This is a genomic window from Mesorhizobium sp. C395A, from assembly GCF_030323205.1.
GTDB lineage: Bacteria > Pseudomonadota > Alphaproteobacteria > Rhizobiales > Rhizobiaceae > Mesorhizobium.
In genome coordinates this window covers 2774623-2791497 of the sequence record NZ_CP100473.1, presented here as the reverse complement: position 1 = coordinate 2791497, position 16875 = coordinate 2774623, and the positions used below count along the sequence as shown (strand labels likewise).

Here is a 16875-nt window from a genome sequence, read left to right as displayed (position 1 = left end):
CGCTTACCGGGAGGAGTTCACATCATGATGCAGGCAGGTATCTTCACCGGCTATTTCCCCTATGAGCTGGCGGAGGCCGCCCGCCGCATCCGTGCACTCGGCTTCAACACAGTGCAGCTCGACATGCATTTCAGGGATGTCGATCTCACGGCCGGGCAGATCACCGGGGACAAGGCGAGGACAGTGCGCGACACGTTTCGCGACCACAATCTGCCGGTCTGCTGCATCTCGGGCTACACCAACATCATCCATCCCGACAAATCCGAGCGCGAGAAGCGCGTCGGCTATCTCAAGGAAATCATCCGCAATGCGCGCGACTTCGGCTCGCCCTACGTGATCTCGGAGACCGGCACCTACAACACCGAATCCGACTGGGTGCATCATCCCAAAAACAAGACCGAGGAAGGCTTCGAGGAATGCCGCAAGGTGATCTCGGATCTTGCCCAGACGGCTTACGACCATGGCGCGGTGTTCCTGCTCGAAACCTATGTCAACAATGTCGTCGGTTCGGTCGAGGAGACGGTCAAAATGTTCGCGCAGGTCGACCATCCGGGCCTCGGCCTGCTGATGGATCCGACCAATTATTTCGAGGCGCACAATATCGACCGCATGGACCAGGTGCTGAACCAGGTGTTCGACACGCTGGCCGACAAGATCCGCATCGCGCACGCCAAGGACGTCAAGCGCTCAGGCAGCGACAAGACCGAGAAGCATGCCGATATCGGCGACGCGGACGCGCATGAGGGGCTGACCTTCCGCGGCGTCGGCGAGATCGAGCTGCCGGCGCCCGGGCTGGGATCGCTGAATTACGATCTCTATCTGCAGCGGCTCAGTGAGAAGCACCCGAACATCCCTGTTATCATCGAGCATCTGACCGAGGACGACGTGCCGCGCGCAAAGACATTCCTCGACGGGAAATTCCGCGCCAACGGTCTCTAAGGGCAGGGCGAGACGGTGATGGCGACGGCCAAGACAAAGCGCGATTACGGCCTGGTCGGCGAAAGCACCCGCCGGGCGATCGAGACCGGGCTGGCCTCGGCCGAGTGGTATCACACCGACGTGCCGCGCAAGGCAATGAAGGAAATGATGCAGCGCTCCGACGGGCCGGCGATCCGCGATACGGTGATCTGGATCGCAGCCATCCTGGGCTCGGCCGCCGGCATCGTGTGGTTCTGGGGCACGTGGTGGGTGGTGCCGTTCCTGCTCGTCTATGGCGTGCTCTATGGATCGTCGAGCGATTCGCGCTGGCACGAATGCGGCCATGGCACCGCCTTCCGCACACGCTGGATGAACGATGCGATCTACGAAATCGCCAGCTTCATGGTGGTGCGCAATCCGGTGCAATGGCGCTGGAGCCATGCGCGGCATCACACCGACACGATCATCGTCGGCCGTGACGCCGAGATCGCGGTAATGCGGCCGCCAAATCTGGTCAAGGCGGCGCTTGCCTTCACCGGCATTCTCGATTTCCGTTATTCGCTGCCGATCCTGGCGCGCCAGGCGTTGGGCAAGCTGTCGGACGACGAAAAGAGCTACATTCCTGAGACCGAACAGGGCAAGGCCATCACGGCGGCGCGCTGGCATGTCGCCGTGTACGTTGCGACGATCGCCCTCGCGATCGCGCTGGGTTCATGGCTGCCGCTGGTGCTGATCGGCCTGCCGCGTTTTTATGGCAGCTGGCACATGGTTCTGACCGGCCTGCTGCAGCATATCGGGTTGGCCGACAATGTCGTCGACCACCGGCTGAACACGCGCACCGTCTACATGAACCCGGTCAGCCGCTTCATCTACTGGAACATGAATTACCACGTCGAGCATCACATGTTTCCGATGGTGCCCTACCATGCGCTGCCGAGGCTGCACGAGCTGGTCAAGCACGACCTGCCGGCGGCGAACCCGTCCATGTGGCATGCCTATCGCGAGGTCTGGCCGGTGCTGCTGAAGCAGCTGCGGTACGAGGATTATTTCCTCAAGCGCGAATTGCCGCCGACGGCGCGGCCCTATCGCGGTGAATTTCACGAGCTCGATATGTCGGCGGCGGCCGAGTAGCGAATAAACCACCCGCCTTCTATCCGGCCTGTTACGGGGCCGGTAAGGTGACCGGGAAAAGCAACCAGCCAACAGGGACATCCCGATGAGCCGAAAGAGACCGACCGTCGCCGATCTGCGCGCCATGAAGGGCAAGCGCCAGCTGACCATGCTGCGCGTCCTGACCATGGACGAGGCCGAGGCTGCCGAGCGGGCAGGGGTCGATATCGTCTCGGTGCCGCCCGAGCTGGTGCTCAACCCTGAGTATCGCGATGCGGCGCCCAGCCTGTTCACCATGCCGGGCGAGAATTTTTATGAGATCGGCACGGCGGACGATTTCCTGCGCTGGGCGTTCCGGCTCTACAAGGCCGGCGCCGACGCCGTTTATTGCAGCGCCGGTTTCGCCACCGTGAAGCGGCTCGCCGACGACGCGATCCCCGTCATCGGCCATGTCGGCCTCATTCCGTCCCGCGCCACCTGGACCGGCGGCTTCAAGGCCGTCGGCAAGACCGCCGACACCGCCATGCAGATTTTTGAGGCGGTCAAGCAGTATGAGGCCGTTGGAGCTCTCGGCGCCGAGATCGAAGTGGTGCCGATCGAGGTGGCGAAGGCGATCTCGGAACGGACCTCGCTGATCATGCTGTCGATGGGTGCGGGCACCGGCTGCGACGCGCAATATCTGTTTGCCGACGATATTCTTGGCCAGAACCGGGGCCACATGCCGCGTCATTCCAAGGTCTACCGCAACTTCGCCGCCGAGTACGATCGCCTGCAGGCGGAACGCGTCGCGGCGTTTTCCGAGTACGTTGCCGACGTCGATAGCGGCGCCTATCCGGAAGACAGGCATGTCGTGCGCATGGATCCGGCCGAGCTCAGCCTGTTCATGAAACGGGTGGACGCAAAGGGCTAACTACTCGGCCTCCTTGCCGATCATCGCTGCACCTTGCCATGTTCCGTCGGCGAGCATGGCATGGAGCACCTCGGCATCCGTTCCCAGCGGCCGGTCCTCCCTGAGCATCGCTACATGCGCGCGCACCGCGGTATGGACCGCTGCTGTGCCGGGCGCCAGCTTGAGACCGTCGCGCAGGTCCACGGCCTGTGCGGCGGCCATCAGTTCGAAGGCGATCAGCCGTCGCCACAGCGCGATCATCCCGGCGCATTTCGACACGGCAAGCGGCGTCTGCGTGGCGTGGTCCTCTACGCCTTCGGACACGGCCAGGAAATCCAGCATCACCGGATTGGCCTTGTGGCGGATGCCGGCCAGGATTGCCGTTGCGGTCTTTTGCAGCGGCACGAAACCGGCCGAGGCGCCGCCGACCGGCGACAAATATCTGGGCAGACCGTTGCGGCCGGAGCCGGCGAGCTGGATGAAGCGGGCAACGCTTGCCGCGGCACATTGCGCGATCGCCAGGCCGAGCGTCTCGAAGGCAAGCGCCAGCGATGCGGTGTGGAAATTGCCGGTCGACAGGACCAGCCCGTCATCGCCCAGCACCAGCGGATTGTCGGCGGCGGCATTGAGTTCGATCTCCAGCGCCAGCCGCGCCTGGTCGATCGCCTGGATCAGCGCGCCATGGATCGACGGCATGCAGCGGATCGACAGCGGGTCCTGCAAGGTGGTCGGCGTCGGCTCCTCGTCACGAGCAAGCAGGTCGCGCAGGCCCTTGGCCGCGAGTTGCTGGCAGGCTGCCGGCCGCGCCAGATGCAGGCGCGGATCGAGGATGGTGCGGTTGGCGCCAAACCCTTCCATGGTCAGCGCGCCGGCCTGCTGCTGTTGCGCAAAGGCCGACAGCGCGTCGGCCAGTACCAACGCGCCAGTGCCGGCTGATACCGCCGAGGCGTTGATCAGCGACAGGCCGTCTTTCGGCGCCAGGCTGATCGGAGCCAACCGCGCCATCATCAACGCCTTGGCCGCCGGCATGCGCCGACCCTGATAGTCAGCTTCGCCGTCGCCGGTCAGCAGACGGGCGAGCGCCGCCATCAGCACGAGATCGCCGGCGCCGATCGAGCCCAACTGCGGCATTACCGGATGCACGCCTGCATTGAGCGCATCGACAAGGGCGGTGAAAGCCGCCGGCGAAATGCCGGAGCCGCCGACTGCCAGCATCGCTGCGCGCGCAAGCATGGTCGCCCGCACCGCCTCTTGGGGCAACGGTTCGCCGACAGCGCCGCTTCGCCCTTCCAGCAACTGGCGCTGGAAGGCGCTGGCATCGCCCTCGACCGATGTGCCGAGATTGGCGCCGAGCCCGGTGTTGAGCCCATAGATTTGCTGACCGGACGCGGCGACCTGATCGAGCACTTTTCGCGCTTTGTCGAGTCTCTCGATGACAGCAGGCTCAACCTCCACCTTGCGGCCGGCGCGGGCGACCGCCGCGACATCCTCGACGCTGACGCCGGCGCCGGTGAGGACGAGCGCGCTCATGCGAAGCGCAGCCTCTGGCCGATGCCTTTATCAGCAGCCTTGGCCAGCATCGCCTTGCCCAGCGCAATGTCGGACAGCGACAGGCCGCGATGCCAGAACAGGATCGTCTCGTCGTCGCTCTGGCGTCCCGGCTTGAGACCGGCAGCGATCTGGCCGAGCTCGGCGTGCAGCGTCGCTTCGCTCAGCCGCCCGGTCTCGACATGGGCGCGCAGCGAGCCGAACTTGCCGCCTTTGCACTGGCCCCAGTCGTCGACGACCATTTTCTGCATGATGTCGGTCAATGACAGCTCCACCGCGCTCATCGTACCATAGGGCACGACCAGCGCACCGGGCTTGATCCATTCGGTCTTGAGCAGCGGCTGCGGCTCCGGCAGCCGCGAGGCCTCGACGACGATGTCGGCGCCCTTGACGCAGCTCTCCCAGTCGGCGACCGCCGTGACGGTCTTGCCGAGATCGGCGGAGAGTTTGGCGGCGAAGCCGTCGCGGCTTTTCGGGCGGCGCGAATGAACGCGGATCTCGTCGAAGTCGAAGAGATGGTCGAGCAGGCGCACGTTCCAGTAGGCGGTGCCGCGCGCGCCGATATGGGCCAGCACCTTGGAATTCTTGCGCGCCAGATGCTTGGCGCCAATGGCGGTGACAGCGCCGGTGCGCATGTCGGTGATGACGGTGGCATCGAGAATGGCGCGCGGCGTGCCGGTGCGCGGATCGAACAGATTGAGGATGCCGAATTCCGAGGGCAGGCCGTGCAGATAATTGTCGACATAATCGCCGACGATCTTCACGCCGGCCGTATCGAGCGGCGCGACGTAGCCGCGCAGCACATTGAAGTGGCCGTGGAAGGAGGGATCGGGCTCGAGATGGACGCGGGGCTCTATCACCGTCTGGCCGTTGCCTTGCGCGACAAGCCCGGCTTCGACGGCGGCGATGATTTCGCCATCGCTCATCTCAAGGGCTTCGATATCGAGAGCATTGAGGTAGTCGATATAGATAGGCTTCATGCAATGTCCTTGGCCACCCCGCCCATCCATAACAGGCCGCGGCGCGACACGGAAGTTTGTTGGATAAGCTCTGGACTGGGCCAGCCATATGCTGTTCAACGCGGTTCGCCATGACTGCCGTTCCCGACACCGAGGCCTCCGCCGTAACCGCCAGCAATGCGCGGCGCGTGGCGCTGATCGTCGCCATCGCGTTTTTCATGCAGCTGCTGGATTCGACGATCATCTCGACCTCGCTGCCGCAGATGGGACAATCCTTCGGCGTGCCGGCGGTGGCGATGAGCATCGGCATCACCGCCTATATGCTGACCATGGCAGTGTTCGTGCCGCTGTCGGGCTGGCTTGCCGACCGCTTCGGCGCGCGCAACATCTTCCTGCTGGCGATCGTACTGTTCACGCTGGCCTCGCTGGCCTGCGGCTTCTCGCAAAGTCTGCCTCAGTTCGTTGCCGCTCGCGTCGTGCAAGGCCTTGGCAGCGCGCTGATGACGCCGGTCGGGCGAATTCTGGTGCTGCGCAATGCGTCGAAATCGGAGCTGCTCAACGCCACGGCGCTGATCACCTGGCCGGCGTTGTTTGCGCCCGTGGTCGGGCCGGTGCTTGGCGGCTTCATCACAACCTATCTCTCCTGGCACTGGAATTTCTTCATCAACATCCCGCTTGGGCTCGTCGGGCTGGCGCTGGTCGCGCGCTTCATTCCGGGCAACCGCGCGGCCGATCCCAAGCCGCTGGATTGGCCGGGGTTTTTCCTCACGTCGCTGGGGCTCGCGCTGCTGCTCTACGGCCTTGAGCGCATCGCACATCCGGAAGACGGCGCCTTGCCCGCCGTGCTGCTGGTTGCCGCCGGCATCGTCATCGGCTGGCTGGCGGTGCGGCATCTCCGGCGCGCGCCGCATCCGCTGCTCGATCTCAGCGCGTTCAGGGTGCAGACCTTCGCCATCTCTACGCTTGCCGCCGGCACCATTTTTCGCGTGGCGATCAACGCCACGCCGTTCCTTTTGCCGCTGCTGTTTCAGGTCGGCTTTGGCCTTTCGCCGGTCGATGCCGGCTTGATGATCCTGGCCTATTTCCTCGGCAATCTCGGCATGAAGACGGTGACGACGCCGACGCTGCGGCGCTTTGGTTTTCGCACGGTCATGGTCGTCAACGGCCTGATCGCCTCGGCCTCGATCATGGCCTGCGCGGCGATCTCGCCGGAGACGCCGCAGGCGCTGGTGGTAGCGCTGATGCTGATCGCCGGCCTGACGCGCTCGATGCAGTTCACAGCGCTGAATACTCTGGCCTTCGCCGATATCGATGCGGCGCAGCGCAGCTCGGCGGCAACTTTGTCGTCCATGCTGCAGCAGATGTCGATGCTGTTCGGCGTAGCGGTGGCGGCTGCCATTCTGAACCTGTCGCAGATCGTCAGGCACCGGCCGGCGCTCGACCTCGTCGATTTTCGCATCGCCTTCCTGGTCATCGGCGCCATCGGGCTGGCGGCGGCGTTGCGGTTCCTCGTGCTGCCGCCCGGTGCAGGCGCCGAAGTTTCAGGCCACACGTCCAGGACCTGAATTCGCAATTTTCGCCGCTCAGGCGGCAATTAATTCCGCCTTGTGCTTTCGCCTCAGAACGGCACCTTCGCGCATACGCGCAATGGTGCAACCAAATGCCAAAAGCGCAGCCTTTTCCTAGGATTGCGCCAGTTCTAGCAATCGGTGCGTCCACTGGAAGATTATCACTGCCAACGGGTGTTCCGAGCGCGGATTCATTTGACGAAGCGGCGCCGAGCCGATTAGCTTTCTTCGGAAGGGGTGGCAGAGCTGCCATCGGGGCGAATGCAGACATGAACACGATTGGCTGGCCAAATGTCAGGAGCCTGAATCAGGAAGGCATTGTCTTTGCCATCGCCGTGGTGCTGTTCGTCGCCGCTGCCATTGGGCTGCCTGGTTTCATCGCTGCCAACAATCTCGTTGCCATCGTCCGCTCGGTGTCGGTGCTGGGCATTTTGGCGCTCGGCATGGCGGTCGTCATAATCGGCAGGGGCATCGACCTGTCGGCGGTGGCGATCATGGCGATGTCGGTCGCCTGGTATCTACAATTGCTCAACGCCGGAACGCCTGATGGGCTCGCCTTCGCCTACGTGCTGGCAGGCGTGCTCGCCATCGGCCTGCTCAATGGTTTTCTCGTCGCTTATGCCGACGTGCCGGCGATCTTCGTGACGCTGGCGACCGGCTCCTTCGTCTTCGGCTATGTCCGCTCGCAACTGATCACGCAGGATGCGGTGCCGGTGCCTCAGGGCCATTGGGTGGAGCTGCTCGGCGGCCTGCGTTTCCTCGACATTCCGATCGAAGTGTTCGTCTTCGCCGGGCTCGCCTTCCTGTTCTTCCTGTTCCTGCGCTACACCAAATGGGGCCGCTACATCTATTTCGCCGGCGACAATTCGGTCGCCGCGCGCAACATCGGCATTCCGGTGCGGCCAATGCTGGTGCTGCGTTATGTGGTTTCGGCCTTTGTCGCGCTGATCGCCGGCCTGCTCACGGCGGCAAGCCTGCATTCGATCAACACCCGCATCGTCAACTCGACGCTGCTCTATGACATCGTGCTGGTGGCGGTGATCGGCGGCATCGGCCTTTCCGGCGGGCGGGGCGGGGTGCGCAATGTGCTGGTGGGCGCTGCACTGATCGGCATCCTGTCGAACGCGATGACCATCATCGACATTCCGCTGCTCTATCAAAACCTGATCAAGGCGGCGATCCTGCTCGGAGCCATCATCGTCGACGGCATCATCAATCCGCGTGACGAACAGACCGCGCAGCAGGGCGACATCTAAGGGGTACCCGACCGGGTCATGCCGACCGGCCGGCAATAAGTGAAAAACAGAGGATGTGACATGAAACTGATCAGAACACTGATGGCGGCCGCCACGGCGCTTGCCGCTACCGCCTTCGTCGCGCCGACCTTCGCCGCCGACGATCCGGGCCCGGCCGCATACGCGCAGGCGCTCAAGGGCAAGCGCGTCATGCTGGTGCCGCTGGCGATGGGCTTCGACCTTGCGCAGGGCTGGTCGCACTATCTGAAGACGGAAGTCGAGGCCTGGGGCGGCACCTTCGAAACACGCGATCCGAACTGGGTCGTCGATGCCGGTGCACAGGCGATCACCGACGCGATCTCGTCCGACACAAGGCCGGACGTGTTGATCATCCATGCGCCGGACCTCAACTCCTATTCCAAGCTGATGAAGAAGGCGCAGGCCGCCGGCACCTACGTCATACTGGTCGACAATCCCGCCAACTTCCCGGCCGACGCCTTTGTCGGCAGTGACTGGGACCGGCTCGGCCAACTCGAGGCCGAAGCGGCGATCAAGGGCTGCGGCGAGAATTCGTCGAAGAAGATCGGCCTTGTGCAGGGTGATCAGGCCAACTCGTCCAGTCTCTACCAGTATGCCGGCATCATGAAGGTGCTGGAGAAGCACCCCGACTTCAAAGTCGTGGCCAAGCCCGACTCCAACTGGGATCCGACGACGTCGCGCAACGTGACGACGACAATGCTGCAGCAGAACCCCGACATCTGCTCGATCATCGACTTCTGGGATGGTGACGCCACCGGCGCATCCGCCGCCATCCGCGACGCCAAGCTCGACGGCAAGGTCTTTTTGGTCACCACCGGCGGCGGCGAGAAGGCGGCCGATTGCGACAAGCTGCAGGACGGCACCTATGGCGCCGTTGTCATGACAGACCTTGCCCGCCAGTCCGGCGACATGAACGCTATCATCAAGTTCCTGCTGCAGAGCGGCCAGCCGGCCGGCACGTCGCACACCTACATCTACACGCTGGAGAAGGCTACGACCAAGGTCGACCTCAAGCCCGACAGCTGCTGGGACCTGAAGGCGCTGCAGGCCGAAGCGGCGGCGAAGTAAGCCGCGCTTTTCGACTGAAATAAACGAGGTGACTGGACAATCCGGTCACCTCGTTCCCTCATGGAATAGCAGCCGCCGATGTCCTTTCGCGAACGCCTCCAGTCCTGGCGCTACAATCTCGTGCCCGACCATCTGGTCGGCGAAATCCTGACAAAACGCTGGACCGACAACGCCATTCCGTTCCTGGCGCTGGTGGCGACGCTCAGCGTGTTCGGCTCGATCATTCCCGGCTTCTTCAAGCTGACCTCGCTGCAGGAATCGACCCGCCAGCTCGGCGAGTTCTCGATGGTAGTCACCGGCATGACGGTGGTGATGCTGGGCGGCGGCATCGACCTGTCCGTCGGCTCGATCTTCGCGCTGTCCTGTTTCTCCGCCGTCTATGTCTTCTTCATTCTCGAACAGTCTATCTGGCTGGCGCTGGCGGCATCGCTCGCCACCGGCCTGATCTTCGGCGCCGTCAACGGCTACCTCGTCGGCTACCTCAGGCTGCGCGCCTTCCTCACCACCCTGGTGACGTTCATCTTCGGCCGGGCGCTGTTCGATATTCTCGTCACCACCTATGCCGCCGACGTGCAGCTTTCCCAGGCGACATCGGATGTGCTCGACTTCATCGGCGACAGCACCTTCTGGGGGCTTTCGGTCTCGGTGTGGCTGGCGATCATTCTTGCCATCGTCACCCATATCGCGCTGACGCGCTCACGGCCGGGCTGGCATGTGCTGGCGGTCGGAGGCTCCAGGCGCTCGGCGCACAATGCCGGCATTCGCGTGCGCCGCACCGTGTTCATGACCTATGTCTTTTCCGGCTTCTGCGCCTCGATCGGCGGCTTCCTGATCGCTTGCCGCCTGAGTGGGGCAGGGCCGGGCACCGGCCTCAACCTTGAGATCATGGCGCTGACGGCGGCGGTGGTCGGCGGCGTCAGCTTGGGTGGTGGCCGCGGCTCGGTCATCAAGGGGCTGATGGGCGCCATCATCGTGCTGACCATGACCAACGGGCTGATCCGGCTGGGCTATGGCACCGGCACCAACCAGATGGTGCTGGGCATCATGCTGGCGGTGGCGGTGACGATCGACATCCGCTGGCTGAAGAACCGCCATAAGGTGCTCAACGAAGTCTATGTCGCGCCGGTCTATCTCAAGATGGGCGAGACACAGTCTGCGGTGCCGGGCTCAGGCACGCCCTACGCGCTCGACAACCGGCTGTCGGCGGCCGACCATATCGGGCTCGGCGAGTTGGAAGGGCCGGAAGACGTCATCCTCGACCGCGACGATCACCTCTATTGCGGCACGCGCCATGGCGAGATCGTCCGCTTCTTCGCGCCGGACTATATGAAATCGGAGGTGTTTGCCCATATCGGCGGCTTTCCGCTGGGCCTGGCCTTCGACAAATCGGGCAATCTGATCAGCTGCGTCGGCGCCATGGGGCTCTATTCCGTCTCGCCGGATCGGGATGTGAAACGCCTGTCGGCGGAGACGTCGCGTTCCTGGACCTCGATCGTCGACGATGCGCGGCTGCGCGACCCCAACGATTGCGACATCGCGCCGGACGGGCGGATCTATTTCACTGACTCCACCAAGCGCTATGACGCCCACGATTGGGCGCTGGACTCGATCGAGAACCGCGCCACCGGCCGGCTGCTGGTTTATGACCCGAAGGACGGTTCGACGAAGACACTGCTCGACGGCTACCGCTACACCAATGGCGTGTGCATGGCGCATGACGGGAAGTCGCTGTTCTTCGCTGAGAGCTGGGCCTGCCGTGTGCATCGATACTGGCTGGAAGGGCCGAAAGCAGGCACCGCCGAATGCGTCATCCGCGACATGCCGGGCTATCCCGACAACATCAACCGGGCGTCGGACGGCAATTACTGGATGGCATGGCTCGGCATGCGCACGCCGAGCTTCGACCTGTCGCTGCGCCATCCCGATATGCGCAAGCGCATGACGCGCCGGCTGCCGCAGGACGAGTGGCTGTTCCCCAACATCAACACCGGCGGCGTGGTGAAATTCAACGACAAGGGCGGCATTGTCGAGGCGATGGGCGACCTTACCGGCGGCGCGCATCCGATGGTCACCTCGATGCGCGAGCACAAGGGTTTCCTGTTCGTCGGCGGCATCCTTAACAACCGCATCGGCCGCTACAAGATTGCGGGCGCCGACCCGAACTGGACCAGTTCCGCTTCTTATTGGGGAGCGAAGCCATGATCCTCGATCCTGTGCTCGACCTGTTTCGTGGCAAGGCGGTGACCATCCCACCGCTCGACGGTGCCTTCCGTCCCAACACGCGGCTGGACGAGGCGCCAGTGTTCGCCGATTTGACGGAGCCCGACAATCTTCTGGTTGCCGATGGCCGGCTGCTCGTTTCCAGCGGCAATGCGGTATATTCGCTTGCCGCAGGGGTGGAGCCGAAGGTTGTCGGGACCTTTCCTTCCCCCATCACGGCGCTGGCTCTATCACTGTCGGGCGAACTGACGGTGGGGTTGGAAAGCGGCAAGCTGCTGGTTGCCGGCAAGGAGGTTTCGCTGCCGGCCGGCGTCAGCTGCATCACCGCGCTTGCCTATGCAGACGACGGCACGTTGTGGCTGGCCAATGGCTCGGCTGAGCACACGCCGTCGCAATGGGCCGCCGACCTGATGAAGAAGGGCGCGTCCGGTTCGCTTTGGAGGCGGGACGCGGCCGCCGCCGAGTTCCGCAAAGTGGCCGGCGATATCGCCTTTCCCTATGGGCTGCATCCCATTGGGCGGGATGTGCTGGTCAGCGAAAGCTGGCGCCATCAGCTCGTTCGCTTCGATGGTGCGACCGGTAGCCGCTCGACCGTGCTGACGCATCTGCCCGGCTATCCCGCGCGCCTCGCGCCGGCCGGCGATGGCGGCGCGTGGCTGGCTCTGTTCGCGCCACGCAACCGGCTGATCGAATTCGTTCTCCAGGAAACCCACTATCGGCGCGACATGCTAGACCAGGTGGCGCCGGCCTACTGGATCGCGCCGGCTTTGGCCTCCAATCGCAGCTTCCTCGAACCGCTGCAATGCGGCGGCATCCGCACCATGGGCATCCACAAGCCCTGGTCGCCGAGCCGCTCCTATGGGCTGGTGGTCAGGCTCGATCAGAACATGCAGCCGCAATTCAGCCTGCACAGCCGCGCCGACGGCACGCGCCATGGCATCTGCAGCGTGGCGGAAACGGACGGCCGCCTGTTCATCGCCTCCAGGGGCGGCGATTGCGTGCTGGCCATCGACGCAGGAGGTCTCTGATGGAACCGATCGTGCGCCTGGAAAATGTCACCAAGAACTATCGCGGCGTGCCCGCGGTCAGACAAGTCAGCTTCGAACTGCGCAAGGGCGAAATCCACGCGCTGCTCGGCGAGAACGGCGCCGGCAAATCCACGCTGACCAAGATCATCGCCGGCGTCGTCGACGCCACCTCAGGCAAGATGTTCCACAAAGGCCGCGAGATCGCTTATGCGTCGCCGCATGCGGCGCTCGAGGCCGGCATCGCCATGGTGTTCCAGGAGACCAGCCTGGTGCCGTCGATGACGGTGGCGCAAAACCTCTATCTCGGCACCGAAAAATTCCTCAACCGGCTGCGCGGCACCTACATTTCGGCGCAGCAGTTTTTGCAGTCGCTGAACTTTCCGGTCGACCCCAACGCCATGGTGGCGACGCTGGGCGCGGCCAAGCGTCAGATGGTCGAGATCGCGCGCGCCGTTCACCACAATGCCGAGATCATCATCTTCGACGAGCCGACGGCGACGCTGACGCCGGAGGAGAAGCGGCACTTCTTCGCGCTGATCCGGCGGCTGAAGGCGAACGGCGTCTCGATCGTCTTCATCAGCCATGCATTGGAAGAGGCGCTGATGATCGCCGACCGCATCACAATCCTGCGCGATGGCGAGCTGGTCATAACCGACGACACATCGGCCTTCGATCGCGACAAGATCGTCGCCGCCATGGTCGGGCGTACACTGTCGGGACAGATCTATCGCCAGCGCGACGAGGCCAGGCTGCGCAAGGCCGGCAAGAAGGTGCTGTCGGTGCAGGACATTTCGATGAGCAATGTCGTGCGCAACACCTCCTTCTCGATCTTCGAGGGACAGATCACCGGCGTGTTCGGGCTGATCGGCTCCGGCCGCACCGAGACCTTCAAGATCGTCTCCGGCATCTACAAGCGCGATTTTTTGCGCGGTGGCGCGATTGAACTCGACGACAGGCCGGTGCGCTATCTCGTGCCCAGTGAGGCGGTCGCCGACGGCATCGTCTATGTTACCGAGGACCGCAAGAGCGAGGGCATTTTCGAGACGATGGGCATCGCCGAGAACCTGTTCGGCGGGCTGCTGGCGGCGGGCCGCGAAAAGGCCTGGGTGATCAACCAGCAGGAGATGCGCACGCTTTCCGCTGAATGGACGAAGACGCTGAACATCAAGGCGATCAACGACAATGCCCGCGTGGTCGAGCTTTCCGGCGGCAACCAGCAAAAGGTGGTGATCGGCAAGGGGCTGGTGCAGCAGCCGCGTATCGTGATCTTCGACGAGCCGACGCGCGGCGTCGATGTCGGCGCCATCGCCGAGATCCACCAGATCATCAACCGGCTGGCCGACGAGGGGTTGGCCGTGGTGGTGATCTCGTCCTACCTGCCGGAAATCATGAACCTGTCGGATCGGATTCTGGTGTGCCGACAGGGGCGCATCGTGGAGGAGTTCTCGCCGGCGGAGGCGACGGAGGAGAAGATCATGTATGCGGCAGTGCACTAGGTTGCCGGTCGGTGTTTGACGGTGCGCATACGTCACCAATTGGCCAAGGCCTCAGCGCCTTCGTCATGCTCGGGTCTCCGCGACGGCGCTTCGCGCCTGCTTCGCCCCTGAATGACGAAGCTGATATGCTTCGGCCAATCGCCATGGTTCTGTCAGCATCAAAAACTGAATCGGAATAGCCGGTTAGCCGCCCTTGCTCGAGACCTGATTCAACCACCTGATCCACCGATTCAACGAAAGGAAACGCCATGGCCGCCACAAAACTCCTCAGCGATGCCGAGGTCGAAAAAATCCCGGTTGCGAAGGCTGTGTTCGACGACATCCGCGCGACGCGCAAGTCGGACTTCGTCAACAATTTCTGGCGCGGGCTGGCCAACGATCCGGCCTTGCTGAAACGGACATGGGACCAGGTGAAAGTGGTGATGGCTACGGAAAGCGCCATCGATCCGCTGACCAAGGAGATGATCTACATCGCTGTGTCGACTGCCAATGGCTGCTCCTATTGCGTCCATTCGCACACGGCTGCGGCGCGGGCCAAAGGCTTGACCGATGCGCAGCATGGCGATCTGGTGTCGATCATCGGGCTGGCCGGGCAGACCAACCATCTGGTGACTGCGATGCAGATTCCGGTCGATCCTGAGTTCGAAGTGAAGTGAGGGGCGGCTTTCCCTTCTCCCCTGTGGGAGAAGGGAAAGCGTGCGCTATGCCGGTCTGTAAACCTTCTCTGCTGTATTCCAAAAGATATCCGCTTCCGCCACCGGACCGTGCTTCGCCACGGCTGCACGATGCGCCTTGATCAGTTCGGCGTGGCTGGTCCAGAGCTTCTCTATCGGGAAGTTGGAGCCGAACATCAGGTGGTCAGCGCCCAGAATGTCGATGGCATTGTCGACGATGTAGGCAATCAACGCCGGATCGTTGCGGTGGGCGAAGGTGCCGAGGCCCGACAGCTTGGCGTAGAAGTTCGGCGCTGTTGATAGAGTACTCAGGCCGGCTTTCCAGGCCTCGGTGGTTTCCGGCTCCATGCCGGTCAGCATGCCGGCATGGGTGAGGATGAAATTGGTGTCGGGGTTCTCGCCGACGAGCGTCAGCCCGTTCTTCATCTGGGCGGGGAAAAGCTGCAGGTCGAAGGACAGGCCATAGTCTTTAAGCCGCGCGACATTGGCCCGCACCCTGGGGTCGATGACCTGATCGGCCGAGGCAGCGAAGCGGAAGGCCGGCGTCTCGTGCCAATGCAGTTGCATGCGCACGCCGCGCAGCAGCGGGTACTTTTTCAATCGATCGATCTGGGGCCGGACATCGTCGACAGTCATATCGGTATAGCCGACGATAGCGTGCGGCCAGCCGGTCTGGTCGGCAGTCTTCTGCAGGAAGGCGACTTCTTTTTCGAAATCCTCCTTGGCCCAGTTGGTCTGGACATAGACGGCCTTCTCGACACCTGCGCCTTGCTGATCGGCGAGAAATTCCTCGATCGGATAGTCGCGGCGGATCGGTTCGTAGGGGCCGAAAATGCGCGGCACCATCGGCCCGACCAGCCATGGCTGGTCCTGCTGGCGCCAGATGTGGAAATGCGCGTCGATGGCTTTCTGCATCACGATACCCTTTTCCAGATTGCCGACGCCGCCGGGGCGGGGCGGGCGAGCGACAGGACGAAATCGGTGAGGCTCCCGAGCGACGAGCCGTCGATGAGATCGTCGAGATCAGGCAGGATGGCGCGGAGTGCTGCCGTGGCGGGAAGGAAACGCGGGTCACCGGCCAGCGGTGTGGCCAGCGACAGGCGAAAGGCGCGGGCGCTCAGCCGGCGCATTGCGGTCTCGAGATCGGCATGGTCGCCGCGCTCCAGCGCGTCCGACAGGATGATCACAGCGGCACCGCGGGCGAAAGCTGAGAAACGCGGCACCGAGAGGAAGGCGAGCAAGGTCGGTCCCATGCGCGTGCCGCCGTCCCAGTCGTCGACGAGTGCCGCCGCGCGGGCGAGAGCCTGGTCGCGATCGCGGATACGCAGTGCGGACGTGATGCGGGTGAGCCGCGTGCCGAAGGTGAAGATTTCGGCACGGTCAGCACCTTGTACGGCGGCGTGCGCCAGTTTGAGGTAGTCCGCCGTGTGCAGCTTCATCGAGCCGGAGACGTCGATCAGGATCAGCAGTTTGCGCGCCACCGTCTGGCGGCGGCGCAGCTGCGGCGAGGGGATATCGCCATCGGCGCTGACGATTTCCCTGAGCGAGCGGCGCAGATCGAGCTTGCCGCGCGAATGGGTGCGCACGGTGCGGAATGAGCGGCGCGCGGGGAGGGCTGAAGCGAGCTTGCGGCGGAAGGGCCCAAGGCCATCGTCGTCGCGGAGGAAGTCGCGGCTGCTGAGCTGTTCGATTGCCGACGACAGCTCGCCGCCTTTCTCCTGGCGCATGGTCTCGCTCTCCTTCTCGCGCGTGCCGTCGTCGTCCTTGATGCGGGTCTCCTCGTCTTCCTCGCCTTCGACGGAAGGTTGGCCATCGCCATGGAAGTGATTGCGAAAATGCGCCTCGAATTCGCCGCGGCGATCGGGCGGGGGGGCAAGCGTTGCGAGCGCCGCCTCGCGGATGTCGGCCATCGAGCGGGGGCCGAGCAGGGTGACCGCCTGCATGAAGCTGCAGACCTGCTCGGGGGCGACGGCAAAGGCGTGGCGGCGCAGCAGCCGGGCGAAGTCGAGGAAGGGCGCGGAGGCGAGAGGAAGGGTCCCCTGACGCATCATTCCTTCGCGCCCCCCTCTGTCCTGCCGGATATCTCCCCCACAAGGGGGGAGATCAGCAGCTTTGGCGCTTCG

14 protein-coding genes are annotated in these 16875 nt (G+C 63.7%); 10 read left to right on the top strand and 4 right to left on the bottom strand.

The features are described 5' to 3' along the window. The first annotated feature begins 24 nt into the window (after positions 1–24). The 3 genes from NLY37_RS13740 (at position 25) to NLY37_RS13730 (ending at position 2938) form a co-directional block, all read left to right on the top strand. Entirely contained in the window at positions 25–939 is a 915-nt protein-coding gene (locus NLY37_RS13740) for a sugar phosphate isomerase/epimerase family protein (RefSeq protein ID WP_023705643.1), read from the top strand. 18 nt (positions 940–957) lie between these two features. Beyond that, positions 958–2049 (top strand): fatty acid desaturase family protein, encoded by a 1092-nt coding sequence (locus tag NLY37_RS13735; protein WP_023712101.1) that lies wholly within the window; start codon positions 958–960, stop codon positions 2047–2049. A gap of 85 nt (positions 2050–2134) precedes the next feature. Continuing rightward, positions 2135–2938, top strand: coding sequence for a 3-methyl-2-oxobutanoate hydroxymethyltransferase (locus NLY37_RS13730; RefSeq protein WP_023682254.1), 804 nt, complete (start codon positions 2135–2137; stop codon positions 2936–2938). On the opposite strand, the gene NLY37_RS13725 is transcribed toward NLY37_RS13730, so the two are convergent. Both NLY37_RS13725 and NLY37_RS13720 read right to left on the bottom strand, forming a co-directional pair. Further along, complete coding sequence (locus NLY37_RS13725) at positions 2939–4447, bottom strand: HAL/PAL/TAL family ammonia-lyase (RefSeq protein ID WP_023714825.1); 1509 nt, start codon at positions 4445–4447, stop codon at positions 2939–2941. Continuing rightward, on the bottom strand, positions 4444–5445 hold the full coding sequence (locus tag NLY37_RS13720; RefSeq protein ID WP_023682252.1) for an ornithine cyclodeaminase family protein: 1002 nt from the start codon (positions 5443–5445) through the stop codon (positions 4444–4446). The genes NLY37_RS13725 and NLY37_RS13720 overlap by 4 nt, the downstream gene beginning before the upstream one ends. Before the next feature lie 110 nt (positions 5446–5555). Here NLY37_RS13720 and NLY37_RS13715 point away from each other — a divergent pair, with 110 nt between their 5' ends. The 7 genes from NLY37_RS13715 to NLY37_RS13685 all read left to right on the top strand — a co-directional run bounded on the left by NLY37_RS13715 (position 5556) and on the right by NLY37_RS13685 (position 14734). After that, the gene (locus NLY37_RS13715) at positions 5556–6989 is read left to right on the top strand and encodes a DHA2 family efflux MFS transporter permease subunit (RefSeq protein WP_023741758.1); all 1434 of its coding nucleotides are present in this window, start codon (positions 5556–5558) and stop codon (positions 6987–6989) included. A gap of 272 nt (positions 6990–7261) precedes the next feature. Then, a complete protein-coding gene (locus tag NLY37_RS13710; RefSeq protein WP_023741757.1) occupies positions 7262–8248 on the top strand; it encodes an ABC transporter permease in 987 nt (328 codons plus the stop codon). A gap of 60 nt (positions 8249–8308) precedes the next feature. Then, positions 8309–9334, top strand: coding sequence for a sugar ABC transporter substrate-binding protein (locus NLY37_RS13705; RefSeq protein WP_023741756.1), 1026 nt, complete (start codon positions 8309–8311; stop codon positions 9332–9334). Positions 9335–9412: 78 nt separating this feature from the next. After that, the gene (locus NLY37_RS13700) at positions 9413–11536 is read left to right on the top strand and encodes an ABC transporter permease (protein ID WP_023690776.1); all 2124 of its coding nucleotides are present in this window, start codon (positions 9413–9415) and stop codon (positions 11534–11536) included. Next, entirely contained in the window at positions 11533–12582 is a 1050-nt protein-coding gene (locus NLY37_RS13695) for an SMP-30/gluconolactonase/LRE family protein (protein ID WP_023729421.1), read from the top strand. Before NLY37_RS13700 ends, NLY37_RS13695 begins: the two co-directional genes overlap by 4 nt. Further along, a complete protein-coding gene (locus tag NLY37_RS13690) occupies positions 12582–14078 on the top strand; it encodes a sugar ABC transporter ATP-binding protein (protein WP_023741755.1) in 1497 nt (498 codons plus the stop codon). The genes NLY37_RS13695 and NLY37_RS13690 overlap by 1 nt, the downstream gene beginning before the upstream one ends. Positions 14079–14326: 248 nt before the next feature. Then, complete coding sequence (locus tag NLY37_RS13685; protein WP_023729419.1) at positions 14327–14734, top strand: carboxymuconolactone decarboxylase family protein; 408 nt, start codon at positions 14327–14329, stop codon at positions 14732–14734. A 45-nt stretch (positions 14735–14779) separates the two neighbouring features. Here NLY37_RS13685 and NLY37_RS13680 read toward each other — a convergent pair whose 3' ends face one another. Continuing rightward, positions 14780–15667, bottom strand: coding sequence for an amidohydrolase family protein (locus NLY37_RS13680; RefSeq protein WP_023705629.1), 888 nt, complete (start codon positions 15665–15667; stop codon positions 14780–14782). Next, positions 15667–16803, bottom strand: coding sequence for a vWA domain-containing protein (locus NLY37_RS13675; protein ID WP_023741754.1), 1137 nt, complete (start codon positions 16801–16803; stop codon positions 15667–15669). The genes NLY37_RS13680 and NLY37_RS13675 overlap by 1 nt, the downstream gene beginning before the upstream one ends. Positions 16804–16875 lie beyond the last annotated feature (72 nt).

Bases quoted from the DNA above. Each gene is read 5' to 3' on its own strand.
- NLY37_RS13740 (WP_023705643.1), top strand. From the start codon at position 25: ATGATGCAGGCAGGTATCTTCACCGGCTATTTCCCCTATGAGCTGGCG.
- NLY37_RS13735 (WP_023712101.1), top strand. From the start codon at position 958: ATGGCGACGGCCAAGACAAAGCGCGATTACGGCCTGGTCGGCGAAAGC.
- NLY37_RS13730 (WP_023682254.1), top strand. From the start codon at position 2,135: ATGAGCCGAAAGAGACCGACCGTCGCCGATCTGCGCGCCATGAAGGGC.
- NLY37_RS13725 (WP_023714825.1), bottom strand. From the start codon at position 4,447: ATGAGCGCGCTCGTCCTCACCGGCGCCGGCGTCAGCGTCGAGGATGTC.
- NLY37_RS13720 (WP_023682252.1), bottom strand. From the start codon at position 5,445: ATGAAGCCTATCTATATCGACTACCTCAATGCTCTCGATATCGAAGCC.
- NLY37_RS13715 (WP_023741758.1), top strand. From the start codon at position 5,556: ATGACTGCCGTTCCCGACACCGAGGCCTCCGCCGTAACCGCCAGCAAT.
- NLY37_RS13710 (WP_023741757.1), top strand. From the start codon at position 7,262: ATGAACACGATTGGCTGGCCAAATGTCAGGAGCCTGAATCAGGAAGGC.
- NLY37_RS13705 (WP_023741756.1), top strand. From the start codon at position 8,309: ATGAAACTGATCAGAACACTGATGGCGGCCGCCACGGCGCTTGCCGCT.
- NLY37_RS13700 (WP_023690776.1), top strand. From the start codon at position 9,413: ATGTCCTTTCGCGAACGCCTCCAGTCCTGGCGCTACAATCTCGTGCCC.
- NLY37_RS13695 (WP_023729421.1), top strand. From the start codon at position 11,533: ATGATCCTCGATCCTGTGCTCGACCTGTTTCGTGGCAAGGCGGTGACC.
- NLY37_RS13690 (WP_023741755.1), top strand. From the start codon at position 12,582: ATGGAACCGATCGTGCGCCTGGAAAATGTCACCAAGAACTATCGCGGC.
- NLY37_RS13685 (WP_023729419.1), top strand. From the start codon at position 14,327: ATGGCCGCCACAAAACTCCTCAGCGATGCCGAGGTCGAAAAAATCCCG.
- NLY37_RS13680 (WP_023705629.1), bottom strand. From the start codon at position 15,667: ATGCAGAAAGCCATCGACGCGCATTTCCACATCTGGCGCCAGCAGGAC.
- NLY37_RS13675 (WP_023741754.1), bottom strand. From the start codon at position 16,803: ATGATGCGTCAGGGGACCCTTCCTCTCGCCTCCGCGCCCTTCCTCGAC.